At 58.5% G+C, this 13,197-nt stretch carries 13 protein-coding genes and 2 pseudogenes; 7 read left to right on the top strand and 8 right to left on the bottom strand.

Annotation, left to right across the window (positions count from 1 at the left end; all coding sequences use genetic code 11):
* Positions 1-228 precede the first annotated feature (228 nt).
* From QD357_RS24470 to QD357_RS24460, 3 genes and pseudogenes are all read right to left on the bottom strand, one after another.
* Positions 229-849: a GGDEF domain-containing protein gene (locus QD357_RS24470; protein ID WP_414125216.1), complete on the bottom strand. Its 621-nt coding sequence runs from the start codon at positions 847-849 to the stop codon at positions 229-231.
* Between the two features lie 825 nt (positions 850-1,674).
* Positions 1,675-1,962: pseudogene (locus tag QD357_RS24465) on the bottom strand (branched-chain amino acid ABC transporter permease); the annotation flags it as partial.
* Positions 1,850-2,353 carry an ATP-binding cassette domain-containing protein gene (locus QD357_RS24460; RefSeq protein ID WP_414125215.1) on the bottom strand — a complete coding sequence of 168 codons (504 nt, stop codon included), beginning with the start codon at positions 2,351-2,353 and terminating at the stop codon, positions 1,850-1,852. The gene QD357_RS24460 and the pseudogene QD357_RS24465, both read right to left, overlap by 113 nt.
* Before the next feature lie 380 nt (positions 2,354-2,733).
* Between QD357_RS24460 and QD357_RS24455 the strand changes: the two genes are divergently transcribed.
* Positions 2,734-3,066, top strand: a complete 333-nt coding sequence (locus QD357_RS24455; protein WP_414125214.1) for a hypothetical protein — start codon at positions 2,734-2,736, stop codon at positions 3,064-3,066.
* A 180-nt stretch (positions 3,067-3,246) separates the two neighbouring features.
* Here the strand turns inward: QD357_RS24455 and QD357_RS24450 are convergent, their stop codons facing one another.
* On the bottom strand, positions 3,247-4,062 hold the full coding sequence (locus tag QD357_RS24450) for a hypothetical protein (protein WP_414125213.1): 816 nt from the start codon (positions 4,060-4,062) through the stop codon (positions 3,247-3,249).
* A 640-nt stretch (positions 4,063-4,702) separates the two neighbouring features.
* Here QD357_RS24450 and QD357_RS24445 point away from each other — a divergent pair.
* From QD357_RS24445 to QD357_RS24435, 3 genes and pseudogenes are all read left to right on the top strand, one after another.
* Positions 4,703-5,293, top strand: a complete 591-nt coding sequence (locus tag QD357_RS24445) for a helix-turn-helix domain-containing protein (RefSeq protein WP_414125212.1) — start codon at positions 4,703-4,705, stop codon at positions 5,291-5,293.
* Positions 5,286-6,515 (top strand): type II toxin-antitoxin system HipA family toxin, encoded by a 1,230-nt coding sequence (locus tag QD357_RS24440; RefSeq protein WP_414125211.1) that lies wholly within the window; start codon positions 5,286-5,288, stop codon positions 6,513-6,515. Before QD357_RS24445 ends, QD357_RS24440 begins: the two co-directional genes overlap by 8 nt.
* Before the next feature lie 446 nt (positions 6,516-6,961).
* Positions 6,962-7,381, top strand: a pseudogene (locus tag QD357_RS24435) (IS630 family transposase); the annotation flags it as partial.
* Between the two features lie 15 nt (positions 7,382-7,396).
* On the opposite strand, the gene QD357_RS24430 reads toward QD357_RS24435, so the two are convergent.
* The 3 genes from QD357_RS24430 to QD357_RS24420 all read right to left on the bottom strand — a co-directional run bounded on the left by QD357_RS24430 (position 7,397) and on the right by QD357_RS24420 (position 9,031).
* Complete coding sequence (locus QD357_RS24430; protein ID WP_414125228.1) at positions 7,397-7,477, bottom strand: hypothetical protein; 81 nt, start codon at positions 7,475-7,477, stop codon at positions 7,397-7,399.
* A 10-nt stretch (positions 7,478-7,487) separates the two neighbouring features.
* Positions 7,488-7,736, bottom strand: a complete 249-nt coding sequence (locus QD357_RS24425; protein WP_246451518.1) for a hypothetical protein — start codon at positions 7,734-7,736, stop codon at positions 7,488-7,490.
* 383 nt (positions 7,737-8,119) lie between these two features.
* Positions 8,120-9,031 carry an agmatinase gene (locus QD357_RS24420; protein ID WP_414125210.1) on the bottom strand — a complete coding sequence of 304 codons (912 nt, stop codon included), beginning with the start codon at positions 9,029-9,031 and terminating at the stop codon, positions 8,120-8,122.
* A 200-nt stretch (positions 9,032-9,231) separates the two neighbouring features.
* On the opposite strand from QD357_RS24420, the gene QD357_RS24415 reads away from it, so the two are divergent.
* From QD357_RS24415 to QD357_RS24405, 3 genes are all read left to right on the top strand, one after another.
* Entirely contained in the window at positions 9,232-9,738 is a 507-nt protein-coding gene (locus QD357_RS24415; protein WP_414125209.1) for an N-acetyltransferase family protein, read from the top strand.
* Positions 9,739-9,862: 124 nt separating this feature from the next.
* Complete coding sequence (locus QD357_RS24410) at positions 9,863-12,196, top strand: PBP1A family penicillin-binding protein (RefSeq protein ID WP_414125208.1); 2,334 nt, start codon at positions 9,863-9,865, stop codon at positions 12,194-12,196.
* Positions 12,197-12,272: 76 nt separating this feature from the next.
* On the top strand, positions 12,273-12,569 hold the full coding sequence (locus QD357_RS24405; RefSeq protein ID WP_183939922.1) for a hypothetical protein: 297 nt from the start codon (positions 12,273-12,275) through the stop codon (positions 12,567-12,569).
* Between the two features lie 61 nt (positions 12,570-12,630).
* Here QD357_RS24405 and QD357_RS24400 read toward each other — a convergent pair whose 3' ends face one another.
* Positions 12,631-13,191 carry a GNAT family N-acetyltransferase gene (locus QD357_RS24400; RefSeq protein WP_183939924.1) on the bottom strand — a complete coding sequence of 187 codons (561 nt, stop codon included), beginning with the start codon at positions 13,189-13,191 and terminating at the stop codon, positions 12,631-12,633.
* Positions 13,192-13,197 lie beyond the last annotated feature (6 nt).

The following is a 13,197-nucleotide window of genomic DNA, read 5'->3' as shown; positions in this document are numbered from 1 at the left end:
GCAGCTCGTCGCGATGTGGAAATATGTGACGGCTGGCGTTGTAATCGAGGTTTCCATCATGAGGGCTGTTTAACGGGACCCCACGCCGACATCTCATCCCTCGAGGCCTCATCAGCCTCGGCGGATCCAGAAGGCCAACTGAGCTCCTAGCTGGCTTTGACGCCGCATCAAAGACGCGTCTCGCCTTTGGGCCCATGCCGCCCTGCCGCTGCGGTGGGGGCGCCAGTCTCAGGCGGCCGGCAGCGCGCTGATCGGGATGTCGTCGCTCTCGTCGCCGCGCTCGAAGGCCATTTGGTCGGCGAGCTGGCGGAGTTGGTTGAAGTCGGCCGGGCCGTCGAAGGAGATGCCGCCGAGGCGGATGGCAACGGAAAGCGCCGCGCCGTCGGCGCTGAACGTGGCCGCGGAGACGCCCGTGCGGATGCGGGTGCCGATGTCGCGGGCGTTCTCGAGAGTGGCGCCAGGCAGGAAGATGCCGAGTTCGTTGGTCGCAAGCCGCGCCACGAGATCGCCACGGCGAACCGAGGACTGGACGATCAAGGCAAGCGACTGCATCACGGTATCGGCCCATTGCGGCCCGTAGCGCCGGCCGATCTCGTCGAGCGTATCGACGATGACGGCGATGACGATGCCGCCGGCATCGGTGGCCACATGCTTGCGCCGGTCGATAAAGTGCTCGACAGCCGCGGCAAAGGCGGTGCCGTTCAGCGTCTTCGTCACGCTGTCGTAGCGCGCCGCCTGGGTGACGTTTTCCTGCATCTTGCGGACGACGTCGTTCTTGAGCTGCAAGGCAAAAAGCAGCGGGAAGGCCACAAATGCCGAAATAAGTGCTGCACCGACAAATCCGACCAAAGTTGGTCGATCCGGCATCAATAGGTTTAATATGAGCAAAAGACCAACGGAACCAACCACGGCGCATAGCATGCCGAGCGTGGCCCTCCGCAGGGCTTTGAAAATGATGGCGGAGGGATGTCGCTGTCGTAGAACCATATCGGAATCACACCCGTTCTGTAATGCAGCATCAGCTAAACAGGGGCCTGAAAAAACCGAATTAAGAAATTCCGTAAAATTTGTTGTTTTGCACAGTTGTTTTCACGATCAGTCGACATACAGGACTGCCATCAGTGCAATTMTACCACAACGATCCAGCAGGCCGCAAAATTGGGCTCGTGGCTCATCTTCATTGGGTGTCGTCGCGGAGGCCGCACGTGCCTCTCCACTCATCCAAACTTTTGCATCAGGTACATCGCAATGAAGGCAATGAACGGAATAAGCGGTCCGAATCTAAAGTGTCCCGTTGGGGCGCAGCTTTCGTGATAGCCGCCGCCTGCCCGGCTCGTTTCGCTAGACCACGCCTGCCGAGTTCGTGCTCGGGCCGCTGCTCTGCCCATATTTGTGAAAGACGCCATTTGAAGCCCCGCCCGCGCGTTCGCGTCCGATAGCTGTGTAGACCTTGCGATCGTTGGCACTCCAACCGAATTCCTCGTCATATGCGAGGATCAACTCGCGATCCCGCTGGTGGACCGGTACATGGGGAGATGGTGAGGTGCGTTCGCAGTAGTGCGTGATGTTGCACTTTCGTTAATTTTAGGCTCCAAAAGCTCACGCGTGTGCAGGGGGAGGCGGCCAATCTGCAAAAGGAAATTGTTCCAGCCCTCCAAATCGACATATACGCCAGACATATTGTGGAATTTTCTCGCATCGGCCGTTAGCGCCGCAAAATCGATAGGAGCCGAAGGCGCCGACCGCCATGAAGGCAGCGCTGCCCGACGAGACCTGTCCGGCATAACCGGTCAGGATATTCAACCCGACGCCGGCAAGGCTGAGCGCCAGGAACGGCAGTAGAATCGCTTCAAAGAGATAGCTGGAACCGACGAACGGGACGACGAAATAGACCACGGCAAGGAGGGCTGCTGGTGCAAGCCAGCGCGGAAATGTGTGGTAGCGGCCAAGATCGCCTGTGATGGAAGCCATGGTTCAGATCCTTTCGACTGAAACGTGCGGCGATGCCGAGGCGTGCGAGCTTCTCAGTTGGAACATTGCCATAGCGCTTTCCACCGATCTGGATATGACCGCGATCCCGCCGATAGACGCCGCTGATGACGTTGACGCGCGAGCTTTTTCCGGCGCCATTCGGCCCGATGATGGCGCGGATCTCGCCGCGCCTTACACTGAGATCGATGTTAGCGAGAGCCGCCACACCGCCGAAGGAAAGGCTGACGTCGTCCAGCGCAAGCAGACCATCTGCGGACACAGTGTCTGCCACCGGACCGGCTTGAGCAGCAGTCCCGAGGTGACGGCCCTGGAGTTCCGGCAGAGGAGGGGATGTGTCGTACCCTCCGAGCGCATAGGTCATTGCGTGTATGTCCTTCCCTCTCACGGTCCCTCACAGCATTCGTTGGCTGATGAGGCACAGCTTCCCGTCGGAGCCATCAAGGTTCCGCTATGCTCTTGCCGATTGCGGACCGGCGTTGCGGCCCGTCCGCCTCGGATGTTTATTCTGCCGCGACCGGTTGAGCGACCTGCGTCGCTTCCAGCTCTCGGACCAGCGGAATGACGTGTAGAATGCGATCGTGTTTCTGGAACAAGTCTGGAATCGCGACCTATCGAACTACGATCCGGACGGGCCGTTGCCGGAGATCGGACCCGATGTTTCCGATTCGCGGCTCGCCCAGGGGCGGGCGAGCAATCAGGATATCAAGAGCCGGTTGGAGACAGCGCGCCTTTGGCGTGAAATTGCCGACCACGACCGTCTCAGCATTCGCCAATTGGCCATTCGTGTCACCGCGCGCCAGCATTTTTGTCGGAACACCGGATGACATTGCTGACGAGATCAATCGTCATGTGCAGACAGACGCGGCCGATGGATTCGTCTTTGCGCCTCATTTGACCCTCGGCGGCTTTGACGAATTCGTGGAAGAAGTCGTGCCTCTTTTGCGGGAGCGAGGCGTCTATCGAGCAGAGTATCGGGAAAAGACACTGCGCTCCACCCTCGGCTTGCCCGATCAACTCTCTGATACCGCTTCGCCAAACGTGGCGGCAGCGATGTTAACGAGGGGTCCTTGCTGATTCCTGACCTCCCACATCATAAGAGCGATCTGGGAGGAATAATGCCTCGAACACGGGCCGGATTGGCTGTTGTCTCCCGTTCGAATCTGTTCAAAGGCGGCAGATACCTGTGTGAATCGGCGCCGCCGAATGATCCCGCCGATCTTGGAAATATCAACGGCTTGTGATGCTGACTTGCCCCTAATCCCTGCATCGGCGGCTGGGCGTATCAAACAGGGAAGGCTCCATCTCGCCGCGTGGCCTCCAGTTTCTTCCCAATCCCGTTTTAGTCTCTGCAGAGAATGTCGCCCCGACCGCAAGTCTCGGCAGGTTGCGTTTTCCTGGCTTGAGATCGGGCATGAGATGCCGTCGCAACGCCTTGTCCCAAGATATCAAGCTGCCTTCCCATTCAGTGTCGTCTTCTTCTAAGTATGAAACTGACCTATCCAGTCTGCCGGTCCATCGCCGTGGATAGCTCAATGCAATCAATTGGGCGCTATTATATCGGTTCGTTGCCCACGGCGCGCAGGCAATCTCCGAAACGATGTCAGCATCGAGAGAGATGCTCATTCCCTGGTTCTTATAGGGATAGAAGTCTTCTATATTGTTTTGCGTATTGCTAAGGACGATATAGCGGACGGGTTTTTCGAGCATTTTCAGGAAATTGTTGCGAAGACGCTCATATTTTGTCGCAATTCTTTCCACGTCGTCTTGGTTCACTTCATCGCTTAATTTCTCGTGCCAAAACCAAACTTTGAAATCCTCCAAGCGCAGGGCTTCTCGAGCGTGAGTGGGTACATGCAGGGATTTGGGGGTGATCGGCGCGGTTACCAGGCGTTCCGCGACTTTGGCGATATCTGATGCGCTGACAAATACCCAATTGAAGAATCCCGACCGTTCGCGCAGCTGATCATCCAAGAGCGAGGAAAGGAACCCCGCATGCCGCTGTAGCTGTTGTGCGGTTTGGCAAGATACGCCGATGCTAATAAAAGCCTGATTTTCGCTGACGATAGACATGCCGCCTTGAACCTTTGGTCGAAGCCAATACGATGTAACCGCCATCCTTGGGATGGTTATTCTATACGAAGGCCGGCGTCCTTTTATTGCGCTGGATCAACCGCGTGAATAGTAGTGCTCGAAAGATATCGCAGTCCATGTGTCAAGATCGTCGTTGGCCGAGCTGGCAACGGCGGTTTTGCTTTCTCCCGAAAAGCGCAGAGCACGTCGTTTCGTTCAGCTTTGCTCCGCTTACGGCTCTCATAACTGATGACGATCTGCTCGTCGGAATGGCATGGTTGTTGGAAACAGGTGGCAATGATCGCTTGCGGTCGACCGGGGCGAGTTGCCGAGGCAGAAAGGCCGGCTTCCTTTTAGACACGAAGCGCGGCTGTCCGGCGCTGGAATGGGAGGCGTCCTCTAAAGGACACTCGGTTGAAGGAGCCGCGTGTTCCTTTTCAGTTCCTCTTAACGCCCGGACCGGTGCTTCCGAATGGCCGCCACACGGGAACGGCGGAGTGGGTCCTAAGCCTAAATCTGATATATAATTACATATAATTCATCGTACTGATGCGGTTTTGTATATCATCATTGCATCGCTCTATAGCGTTGTCTATATATTATCCTGTATGGTTCGCATCGCGAGATACAGGATAATGATATGGCATATAAAACGGAGCATATAACGCAGCAGCTACGCGCAGCGCGCGAAGCGCAGAAAATGAGCCAGCGCGAGCTGAGCGCACGATCGGGCCTGACGCAAAGCCATATTTCTCAGATAGAACGGGGCACCATGGAGCCCGGGCTTGGCAGCCTAGTGGATGTTGCGCGCGCGCTCGACCTCGAGATCGTCCTTGCCCCGAAAAAACTGATGCCGGCGATCCGCAACATCCTCGATAGCGCACCGGCATCAAGTGGTGTCCTGACATCCGACCAGCGCAAACTGGCGGGGCGCCTCGAGCGGTGGTTTGCGCAGCACAGGGGCGCGTTCGGTAGTGCTTCCGAGGCAGATACATTCAAAGATAGCCTCGCGCTCTTAAGGCATCTTCCTCTGTCGGCCGAGGAGATGGACACATTCAAAGAGGCGACTGCACGCCTCGACCGATGGCAGGCCGATCCTCCGTCCCGTCAGGAACTGAGCAGGATCGCACATGCCGTAAGAGACCTACGCAACGCTGCGTTGCACCGCGACCGTGACGACGCGGTCCCTCGCTCGGCCTATGCGCTGGATGAGGAAGACGATAATGCCTAAGGTCTCGGTCCTCGATGTCAGACTGTATGGGCAACCGGTAGCGACCCTTACAAACCTGCAGGACGGGCGCACCATATTCGCGTTCAACGATGCTTATATCGAAGACGAAAAGCGGCCGACGCTTAGCCTGTCTCTGAAAGACCCGTTCGGGGCGCTCATTACGAAGTTCAGGCCGTACAACATGGTGGTCCCGCCCTTCTTCTCGAACCTACTGCCGGAAGGGCCGCTGCGCAAATACCTCGCTGGTCGTGCGGGTGTGAAGCCGTCGCGGGAATTCTTCCTGCTCTGGATGCTCGGCCGCGACCTGCCTGGGGCTGTGACGGTGCATCCCTCCGAAGGGGATGACGCGCCTCCGGATGACGAGCGGGCTATCGTTGAAGCTCGGTCGAACGCGCTACGCTTTTCGTTGGCGGGTGTGCAGCTGAAGTTCTCGGCCTTTAAGAACGACAATAAAGGCGGCGGCTTGACCATCCCGGCCGAGGGCACGGGTGGCTCGTGGATCGTAAAGCTGCCCTCTCAGCAATATAGCGGCGTGCCCGAAAACGAGTTCGCGATGATGACCATCGCCCGCATGATGGGCATGGACGTGCCCGAGATCCAGCTGGTTGATCTCGATGCCGTGACCGGCCTGCCGCAGGGGCTGGGCGAGCTGCACGGGCAGGCGCTGGCGATCGAGCGTTTTTACCGCACGCCGAAGGGACCGGTGCATATCGAGGATTTTGCGCAAGTCTTCGGCGTCTTTCCCGACCATAAATACGATAAGGGCAATTACCGGATGATCGGCCGCGTGCTGGGGATCGAAACCAGCACGGCCGACGTGGCGGAATTCATCCGGCGTCTAGTCTTCAGCACGCTAATCGGCAACGGTGATATGCACCTGAAGAACTGGTCGCTTATCTATCCTGATCGCCGCACCCCTGCGCTCTCGCCAGCGTATGACCTGTTGTCGACTATCCCATACATCGAGGGGGAAGATACGGCGGCGCTCAATTTCTCCCGCACAAAAAAGATGGCGGCGCTGTCGAAGGACGAGCTGGCGCATCTGGCTGCGAAAGCGGAGCTTTCTGAGAAGCTGGTGATCGACACCGCGCGCGAGACGGTTGAACGTTTTAGGGCGGTATGGGACGCGGAAAAGAAGAACCTGCCGATGGTAGACAAGGTCGCCGACACGATCGATACGCACGCGCCGACGGTCGAGCTGTATCGCGAGTTCGCGAAGTAGTGCCTTGCGGCTCGGCATTCAACTTATCGAGCCTTGCTGCATATTCCAGGCGTTAGGGGCCGCCTAGTTGGCGATGGGCAAAGTGATCGCAACGCTGCTAAGCGTGCGCTCTATGAGCGCAGACCGCGCTGCGCTCGCTAAAGGCATAAATAGTAGCGGCACGCTGACGCCAGCGCGCATTATAAACCGCTATTTCGACAGAACTGCCGTGGCTGCCAGAATTACTTTTGCGACTTCCGCAGGCTGCGATAGTTGCGGCGTATGTCGGCGAATGACGCCGAAGCTGCGAAGCTTTCTGGATTTTGCCGTTCGGAAGTTCGGTATGCACTAGTCACGTGGAACGGAAGCAAGCTTCATTTTGTTTGGCTTCTGTGACAAGAGCAGGAGTTTGATCGATGGCTGGCAGGCAGGCGGACCTCGTCATTCTGGACGGAAAGAAATTTCCGCTGTTCGCCGCGCTCGACATTGCCACGGGGGCGGTGATCGGTCATGGCTACAAGCGTCACCGGGCCACGGAATTCCTCGACCTCCTGAAGCGGATCGACGCAGAAATGCCCAATGGGCCGGACGTGCGTCTGGTGATGGACAATTATGCGACGCACAAGACGCCGAGGATCAAGGCCTGGCTCGCGCGCCGCCCACACTGGCATGTTCACTTCACGCCAACCTCGGCATCCTGGATCAATCAGGTCGAGCGGTGGTTCGCAGAGCTGACGCGAAAGCAGTTGCAGCGCGGCGTACACCGTTCCACCGCGGAACTGGAAGCCGACATCGACGCCTTCATCGAAACCCACAACGAAAATCCAACACCATACGGCGCCAACTCATTCAAGTCTTTGGTGCCCCTACGCCCCGTTGAAGGCTAACCTTCTCAACGCGAGCTAACATCCATCTGCCATGAGAATGTGTCCCGTGACAAACGATGCGCTTGATCCTGCGAGATAGATGATCGCGTTGGCGATTTCGCTGGGTTCAGTCCAGCGTCCAAGGGGGAACGTGCGCGTTCTTGATGGCAGCCTCGCTGGCTTTCGGGTCCTCCAATCCTTCGAGGTAGCGCGTCAGAAACGGCGTGTTGATGGAGCCGGTGCGCGGCGTTGGCGGATGCCTCTGGGCGCGTAGTCGATTGCCATCCGACGAACGAGCTGCAACAGGGCGCCCTTGGGTCTGTACGCGCCTAGCCATCGAGATGAAGGAGCACGAACGCGCGATCGTCTCCACCATGTCCCCATCTCCTCCTTCGATCACCTCGATCTCAGACGGGTGATGGAGATCGAACCGCGCTTGCAGACCGAAGCGATCCTTCACCACCGTCCCGTCGATATTGTTGCGTCGATGCGCGCCGGCGGGATCGATTCCGTCTCACTGGAACTGGAACCGCTTCCATCGCGCCGATGCCGAAGCCTTGTAGAAAGCGGAAATTGCCGCGCGGTTGAGCTTTACTCCTGCCGGAAAAGCTCGCCTTGTTCTGGCAGGGCGGCAGGGACAGGTTTCCGATGATCCGGCAATGCCTCAGCTACGGGCTCATCGACGCCATCATCGGTGACGATGTGGATTTCCTGCGGACGCTTAGTGAAAGCGCCGCGTAGGCGAGAGGAAGCGCAGTTTCAAACCTGCCGAACGATGGCGCCGATCATGTTGACGAGAAGGCGCGCGGCGGTCAGGGCTGACAGGCCGTCGATGTCGGCGGGAGGAAAGAATTCGACCAGATCGAATCCCGCAAGCCTAGTGCGCTTGCCGAGGCCTGCAATAAGGTCGATCACCTGCGTGTAGGTGAGGCCACCGGGCGTACGCGCCGCGACACCCGGCATGATGCCAGGATCAAGAGCGTCACAGTCGAGGGTAATGACCACCTGCGCTCCTTCCGGGATGTGCTGGAGAGCAGTTCGGATACCCCGGGCGTGAACTTCGCGGGCGGTCACGAAGCGGCTGCCATACTGACGCGCCGCTTCTATGTCGACAAGCCGCGCACTGCCGACGCTGCGGAGGCCGACCTGCACGATGCCAGCGACATGCGGCATCTCACTCGCCCGGCGCATGGGGCTCGAATAGCCGTAGCGTTCGCCATGCAATTCGTCGCGCCAGTCGATATGGGCGTCGATCTGCAGGACCCAGATAGGCCCATGTTCCGCAAAGCCGGCAAGGAAGGGGATGGTCACGGAACAGTCGCCGCCGAGCAAGATGGGTGCGGCTGACGACACCAAGGCCTCGCACGTCTTCGCTTCTATTCGAGCTCGGTTACCAGCATTGTCATGCAAGGTGGTTGGAATATCGCCGGCGTCGATACAGCTAATAGGCTTGCCGTCGAACAGCGGTCCACCAAGATCGAAATCCCAGTGCTCCACAAGTGCGGCATCGGCCTGGCTCGCGGAGCGGATGGTATCAGCGGCCAAGACATAGCCGCTACTATCTTTGCCGGGATACGTGCTGCCATGACCGGCCCCGAAGATCACTGCTCTCGGCATGCGGCCATCAGGGAGGCGATCCGGAAAGCCGAGAAAGGGAGCTGAAGAGGTCATTTCTTGATGGTCCTGGCAATATCTAGCAAAAATTTCCGTGTTGAAGATGCTGGATTTCTATCGTCGAGTCGAACGATTCAAAAAACACTCCGTGCTGCGCGCACGGTCTTCACGAAGATGCCGGGAGAGTGGGCCGCTTGTGCTCCCCTGGTACCGTCGGTACGTTGTCATCCCAAGATGAGGACGAGGACGCTGAAGTCATGCACATTCGAAGGGCTGTACCAGCCGACGCAGAAGAACTGTGTAGCCTGCTGAATGAGATTATCCGCACCGGCGGAACAACTGCGCTTGAGACGCCACTTTCGGCTGCCGAGTTCACAGATTGGTTCATTGATGGCGAGTTTACTCTGGTCTGTCATGTCGCTGAGCACGACGGGTTGCTTGCTGGCTTCCAATCTTTGAGCCTGTACGGCGATCCGCCGAAGGGTTTTGCGGATATAGCGACATTCGCCCGTACCAATCCAAAGATACCTGGCGTGGGTAGCGCCCTTTTTCCTGCGACACGGGCAGCGGGTGAAGAGCTCGGGTTCGAATTTATCAATGCGACCATACGTGCCGATAATGTCAGCGGTCTTGCCTATTACACCAGGATGGGTTTTGAAGACTATGACAGGCTCGTCCAGGTTCCCCTTCTGGATGGAACGCCGGTCGACCGGATCAAGAAGCGTTTCAAATTAGGGACAAGTCGCCACACCTCCAGCGAATGAAGCGAGAAGGTGATCTCCAAGCGGAAGACGGACATAAATGGGCCGGTTTTGCGATGGAGGATTCCACATGGCGACGTTATAAGCTCGCCCTACATTAGGGAAAAAGAGCCTTTAGCGGGAACCGATGCCAAGCCCTCCCAATTCCTCAGCCGAAAATACCAGCGACCCGAGCATGGGTGCCAGTCGCCCGCCGGAATCGGAGCTCGCTGCCGACAAAGGTGAGGCACCTGCACCCTCGTCTGACTCAACGTCCAGTTCATCGGACGATTCTCGGCGACGGGCTGACGGAGCCTTTGGCCAAAGCAGACAGGCGACGCAAAATCTACTGCGGGCACTCGGTCATGATTTGCGAGCAAGTGCGATCTTCGCAAGGGCCAGGACCAAAGCGGCCGGTTCGTACTTGAGGACGAAGCTTAAGACGCCAAGCGGGCCGGAAGGCCCCTCAACGGTCCGCAGTTTTGGCAGATGGTTCGCAACTGCCCTGTCTAAAGCGGGGAGCGATATTCGTGGCCTGCGCATAAGGCAGTTCGAAAATCGAACGTATGCTTCGCCAAATACGGGCCGGTGGAAAATCGTCGCGGGATTGGCCCTTTTTGCCTGCCTCTTCCTTGCAAGCGTACTGGTGTGGGCACTGAAAGACGTGCCTTGGGCCGAGATCCGGGATGGAACGTTAAAGCCCATCGTGGTGTTGGAAACCGCTGACGGCGCGCCGTTGGTAAGGCAGGGGCCTTATCAAGGGCCCTACGTGCAATATAACCAGTTTCCAACACAGCTAATCGACGCTGTCCTTTCGATTGAGGACCGCCGGTTCATGGATCATTTCGGCGTCGACCCCAGAGGAATCGGAAGAGCACTGCTGCGGAATTTTGAAGCTGGCTCGGTGGTAGAAGGCGGCAGCACGATTACCCAGCAGCTCATCAAGCTGGAATATCTCGATAGCGATCGGACAATAAAGAGAAAACTACAGGAAGTTGTCATAGCCATTTGGCTGGAGTGGAAGCTCGGCAAGCAGGAAATCCTGACGCGCTATCTCAACAGCGTCTATCTCGGCGCTGGCGCTACCGGCATGCCTGCCGCGGCGCGGATCTATTTCAACAAAGATATAGACGCTCTCAACCTGCCGGAGTCAGCGATGCTCGCGGGATTGCTGCGAGCGCCGAGCCAATGGAATCCGATCGATAATTTCGAAGGCGCCCGGCAACGCACCGCTGTTGTTCTGGACGCCATGGTGGCGAATGGAAAGATCACCAAAGCGGAGGCGGAGGAAGCCAAGGCGAGCTTCGCCAAGCTGCATCCAACGACGCCGACACCGCGCTCCGGAAGCTGGTTTGCCGACTGGATTTCGCCGCGGGCCAGCGAAATTGCTGGCTCTTCGCCGGGTTCAACCACGGTGCGCACGACGCTGGTGCCGCAATTTCAACAGATTGCCGAAAGGGTCGTGAGAAGGGCGCTGGATGGCGAAGGAAAGACAGTCGGGGCTTCGCAGGCCGCATTGGTTGCGATGACGCCGGATGGCGCGGTCGTTGCCATGGTCGGCGGGCGCGACTACAAGGCAAGCCAGTTCAACCGGGCCGTCACCGCGATGCGGCAGCCGGGCTCGGCCTTCAAACTGTTCGTTTACTACGCAGCGCTGAAGGCTGGGTTCTCGCTGTCCGACCGGATTCTGGACGCGCCGATTGACATCGACGGCTGGTCGCCGGAAAACTCTGGCGGCGGTTATCACGGCTGGGTGACACTTGCCGAGGCCTTTGCCCGGTCACTCAATGCCGCGTCGGTGGCGCTTGCCGAAGAGGTCGGGCTCGACAAAGTGATCGCTGCTGCACGCGAACTCGGCATCAATACGCCGCTTGCCAACACGCCATCTCTGACGCTTGGCACGTMCGAAGTAAACTTGCTCGAGCTCACCAGCGCCTATGCGTCCGTCCAACTTGGCAGGGCGCCCGTCGAGCCGTGGGGCATCGTCGAGTTTCAAGCAGCAGGGCAGGCAAAGGCGTTTCGGGTTGGCTCACAAGTAAAGCCGAGTGTGGATCTTTCCCCCTACCAGTCCGATCTTCTCGGCCTGCTGCAGTTGGTGGTCGAGCGCGGCACCGGGCGCGGAGCCGACCCCGGCACCTTTGCGGCCGGCAAGACCGGCACCAGCCAGAACAATCGCGATGCTTGGTTCGTTGGCTTCACACAACCGCTCGTCGCCGGCGTGTGGGTGGGCAATGACGACGGCACGCCAATGAACGGGGTCACAGGCGGCGCCTTGCCAGCGCATATTTGGCGCGACTTCATGCGGGAGGCGATGGCGGTGCCTGGGCCGCGCGGAGCGCAATCGACAGAAGCGGTGATCGACAGTCCCGGGGCAACACAGTCCTGCAACATCACCGAATGCTCCCGCAGTTACCGCTCCTTCCGGCCCGCGGACTGCACCTACCAGCCCTATGGCGGCGGACGGCGACTTTGTGAAAAGTGATTTTCGCTTTGAATGCCGATTTTGTGACTTGACCGCTAACCGCGCAGGTCGCATTTCTCGTGCCGGAGGCGCAAGTATGCCGGCAGTCGATAACATCACACTCTTTGAGCGGTTGAGTGCCGCGCAGCGTCTCGTCTGGGTCGACTCTTTGGCCGCGGCCGTTGCCGATATCATCGATGATATGGGCGAGGAGTACGATGACGATATCGTACGCACGCTGCTCGACATCAAACGGATGCTGCAGGTCATGCGCGAAGATCTTGCCATGATCGACGACCCCCGCAATCGTGCCATCATCGGCTATGTGCAGGATATAATTCGCGCCATGCGGACTTGCGTCGGGCGAGAGATCGTCGGGCCGGCATTTCACTGAGCGACCGAGAGCGGTATCGCAAAAATCGAGATACTTGTCGTCTGCGTCAATCCGGTTGACCTCAGCGAGTGGAGAGCGCTGGCGGTGGTGGTGGGGTAGTCGAGCCGGCGGCGAGGGAGCGTTGGACCATCACGGTATCGGCCCAACGGCCGTAGCGATAGGCAATCCCTGGCAACAGGCCKACGCGGACGAAGCCGAAGCGTTCGTGCAGGGCGAGCGATGCAGCGTTATCGGCGTCGATATAGCCGATCATCTGTCGGAAGCCGGCCGCCGCGCAGGTGTCGATCAACCCGCGCATGAGCAGGCTTCCGATGCCCTGGCCGATATGATCGTGATGCACATAGATCGAGTGCTTGACGGTATAGCGGTAGGCCGGGCGTTTGCGGAACAACACCACATAGGCATAGCCCACGACCTTTTCACCTTCGACCGCAACGACATGCGGGAAGCGGCGGTCCTTTAAATTCTTGCGCCGTTCCCGTAGATCGTCCGGTTGCGGCGTGTCGCTATCATCAACCCCAGCCTCGATGCCGCGCCGAATATGGCGGCGGTAGATCGCCAACATGGCATCGACATCGGTCTCCCGGGATGGGCGGATGACGATTATATTCTCCTGCTTCATGACTGA

It is taken from the genome of Rhizobium sp. BR 317 (genome assembly GCF_047445835.1).
Lineage (GTDB): Bacteria > Pseudomonadota > Alphaproteobacteria > Rhizobiales > Rhizobiaceae > Rhizobium > Rhizobium paranaense.
This window is presented reverse-complemented; position numbering and strand designations above follow the sequence as displayed.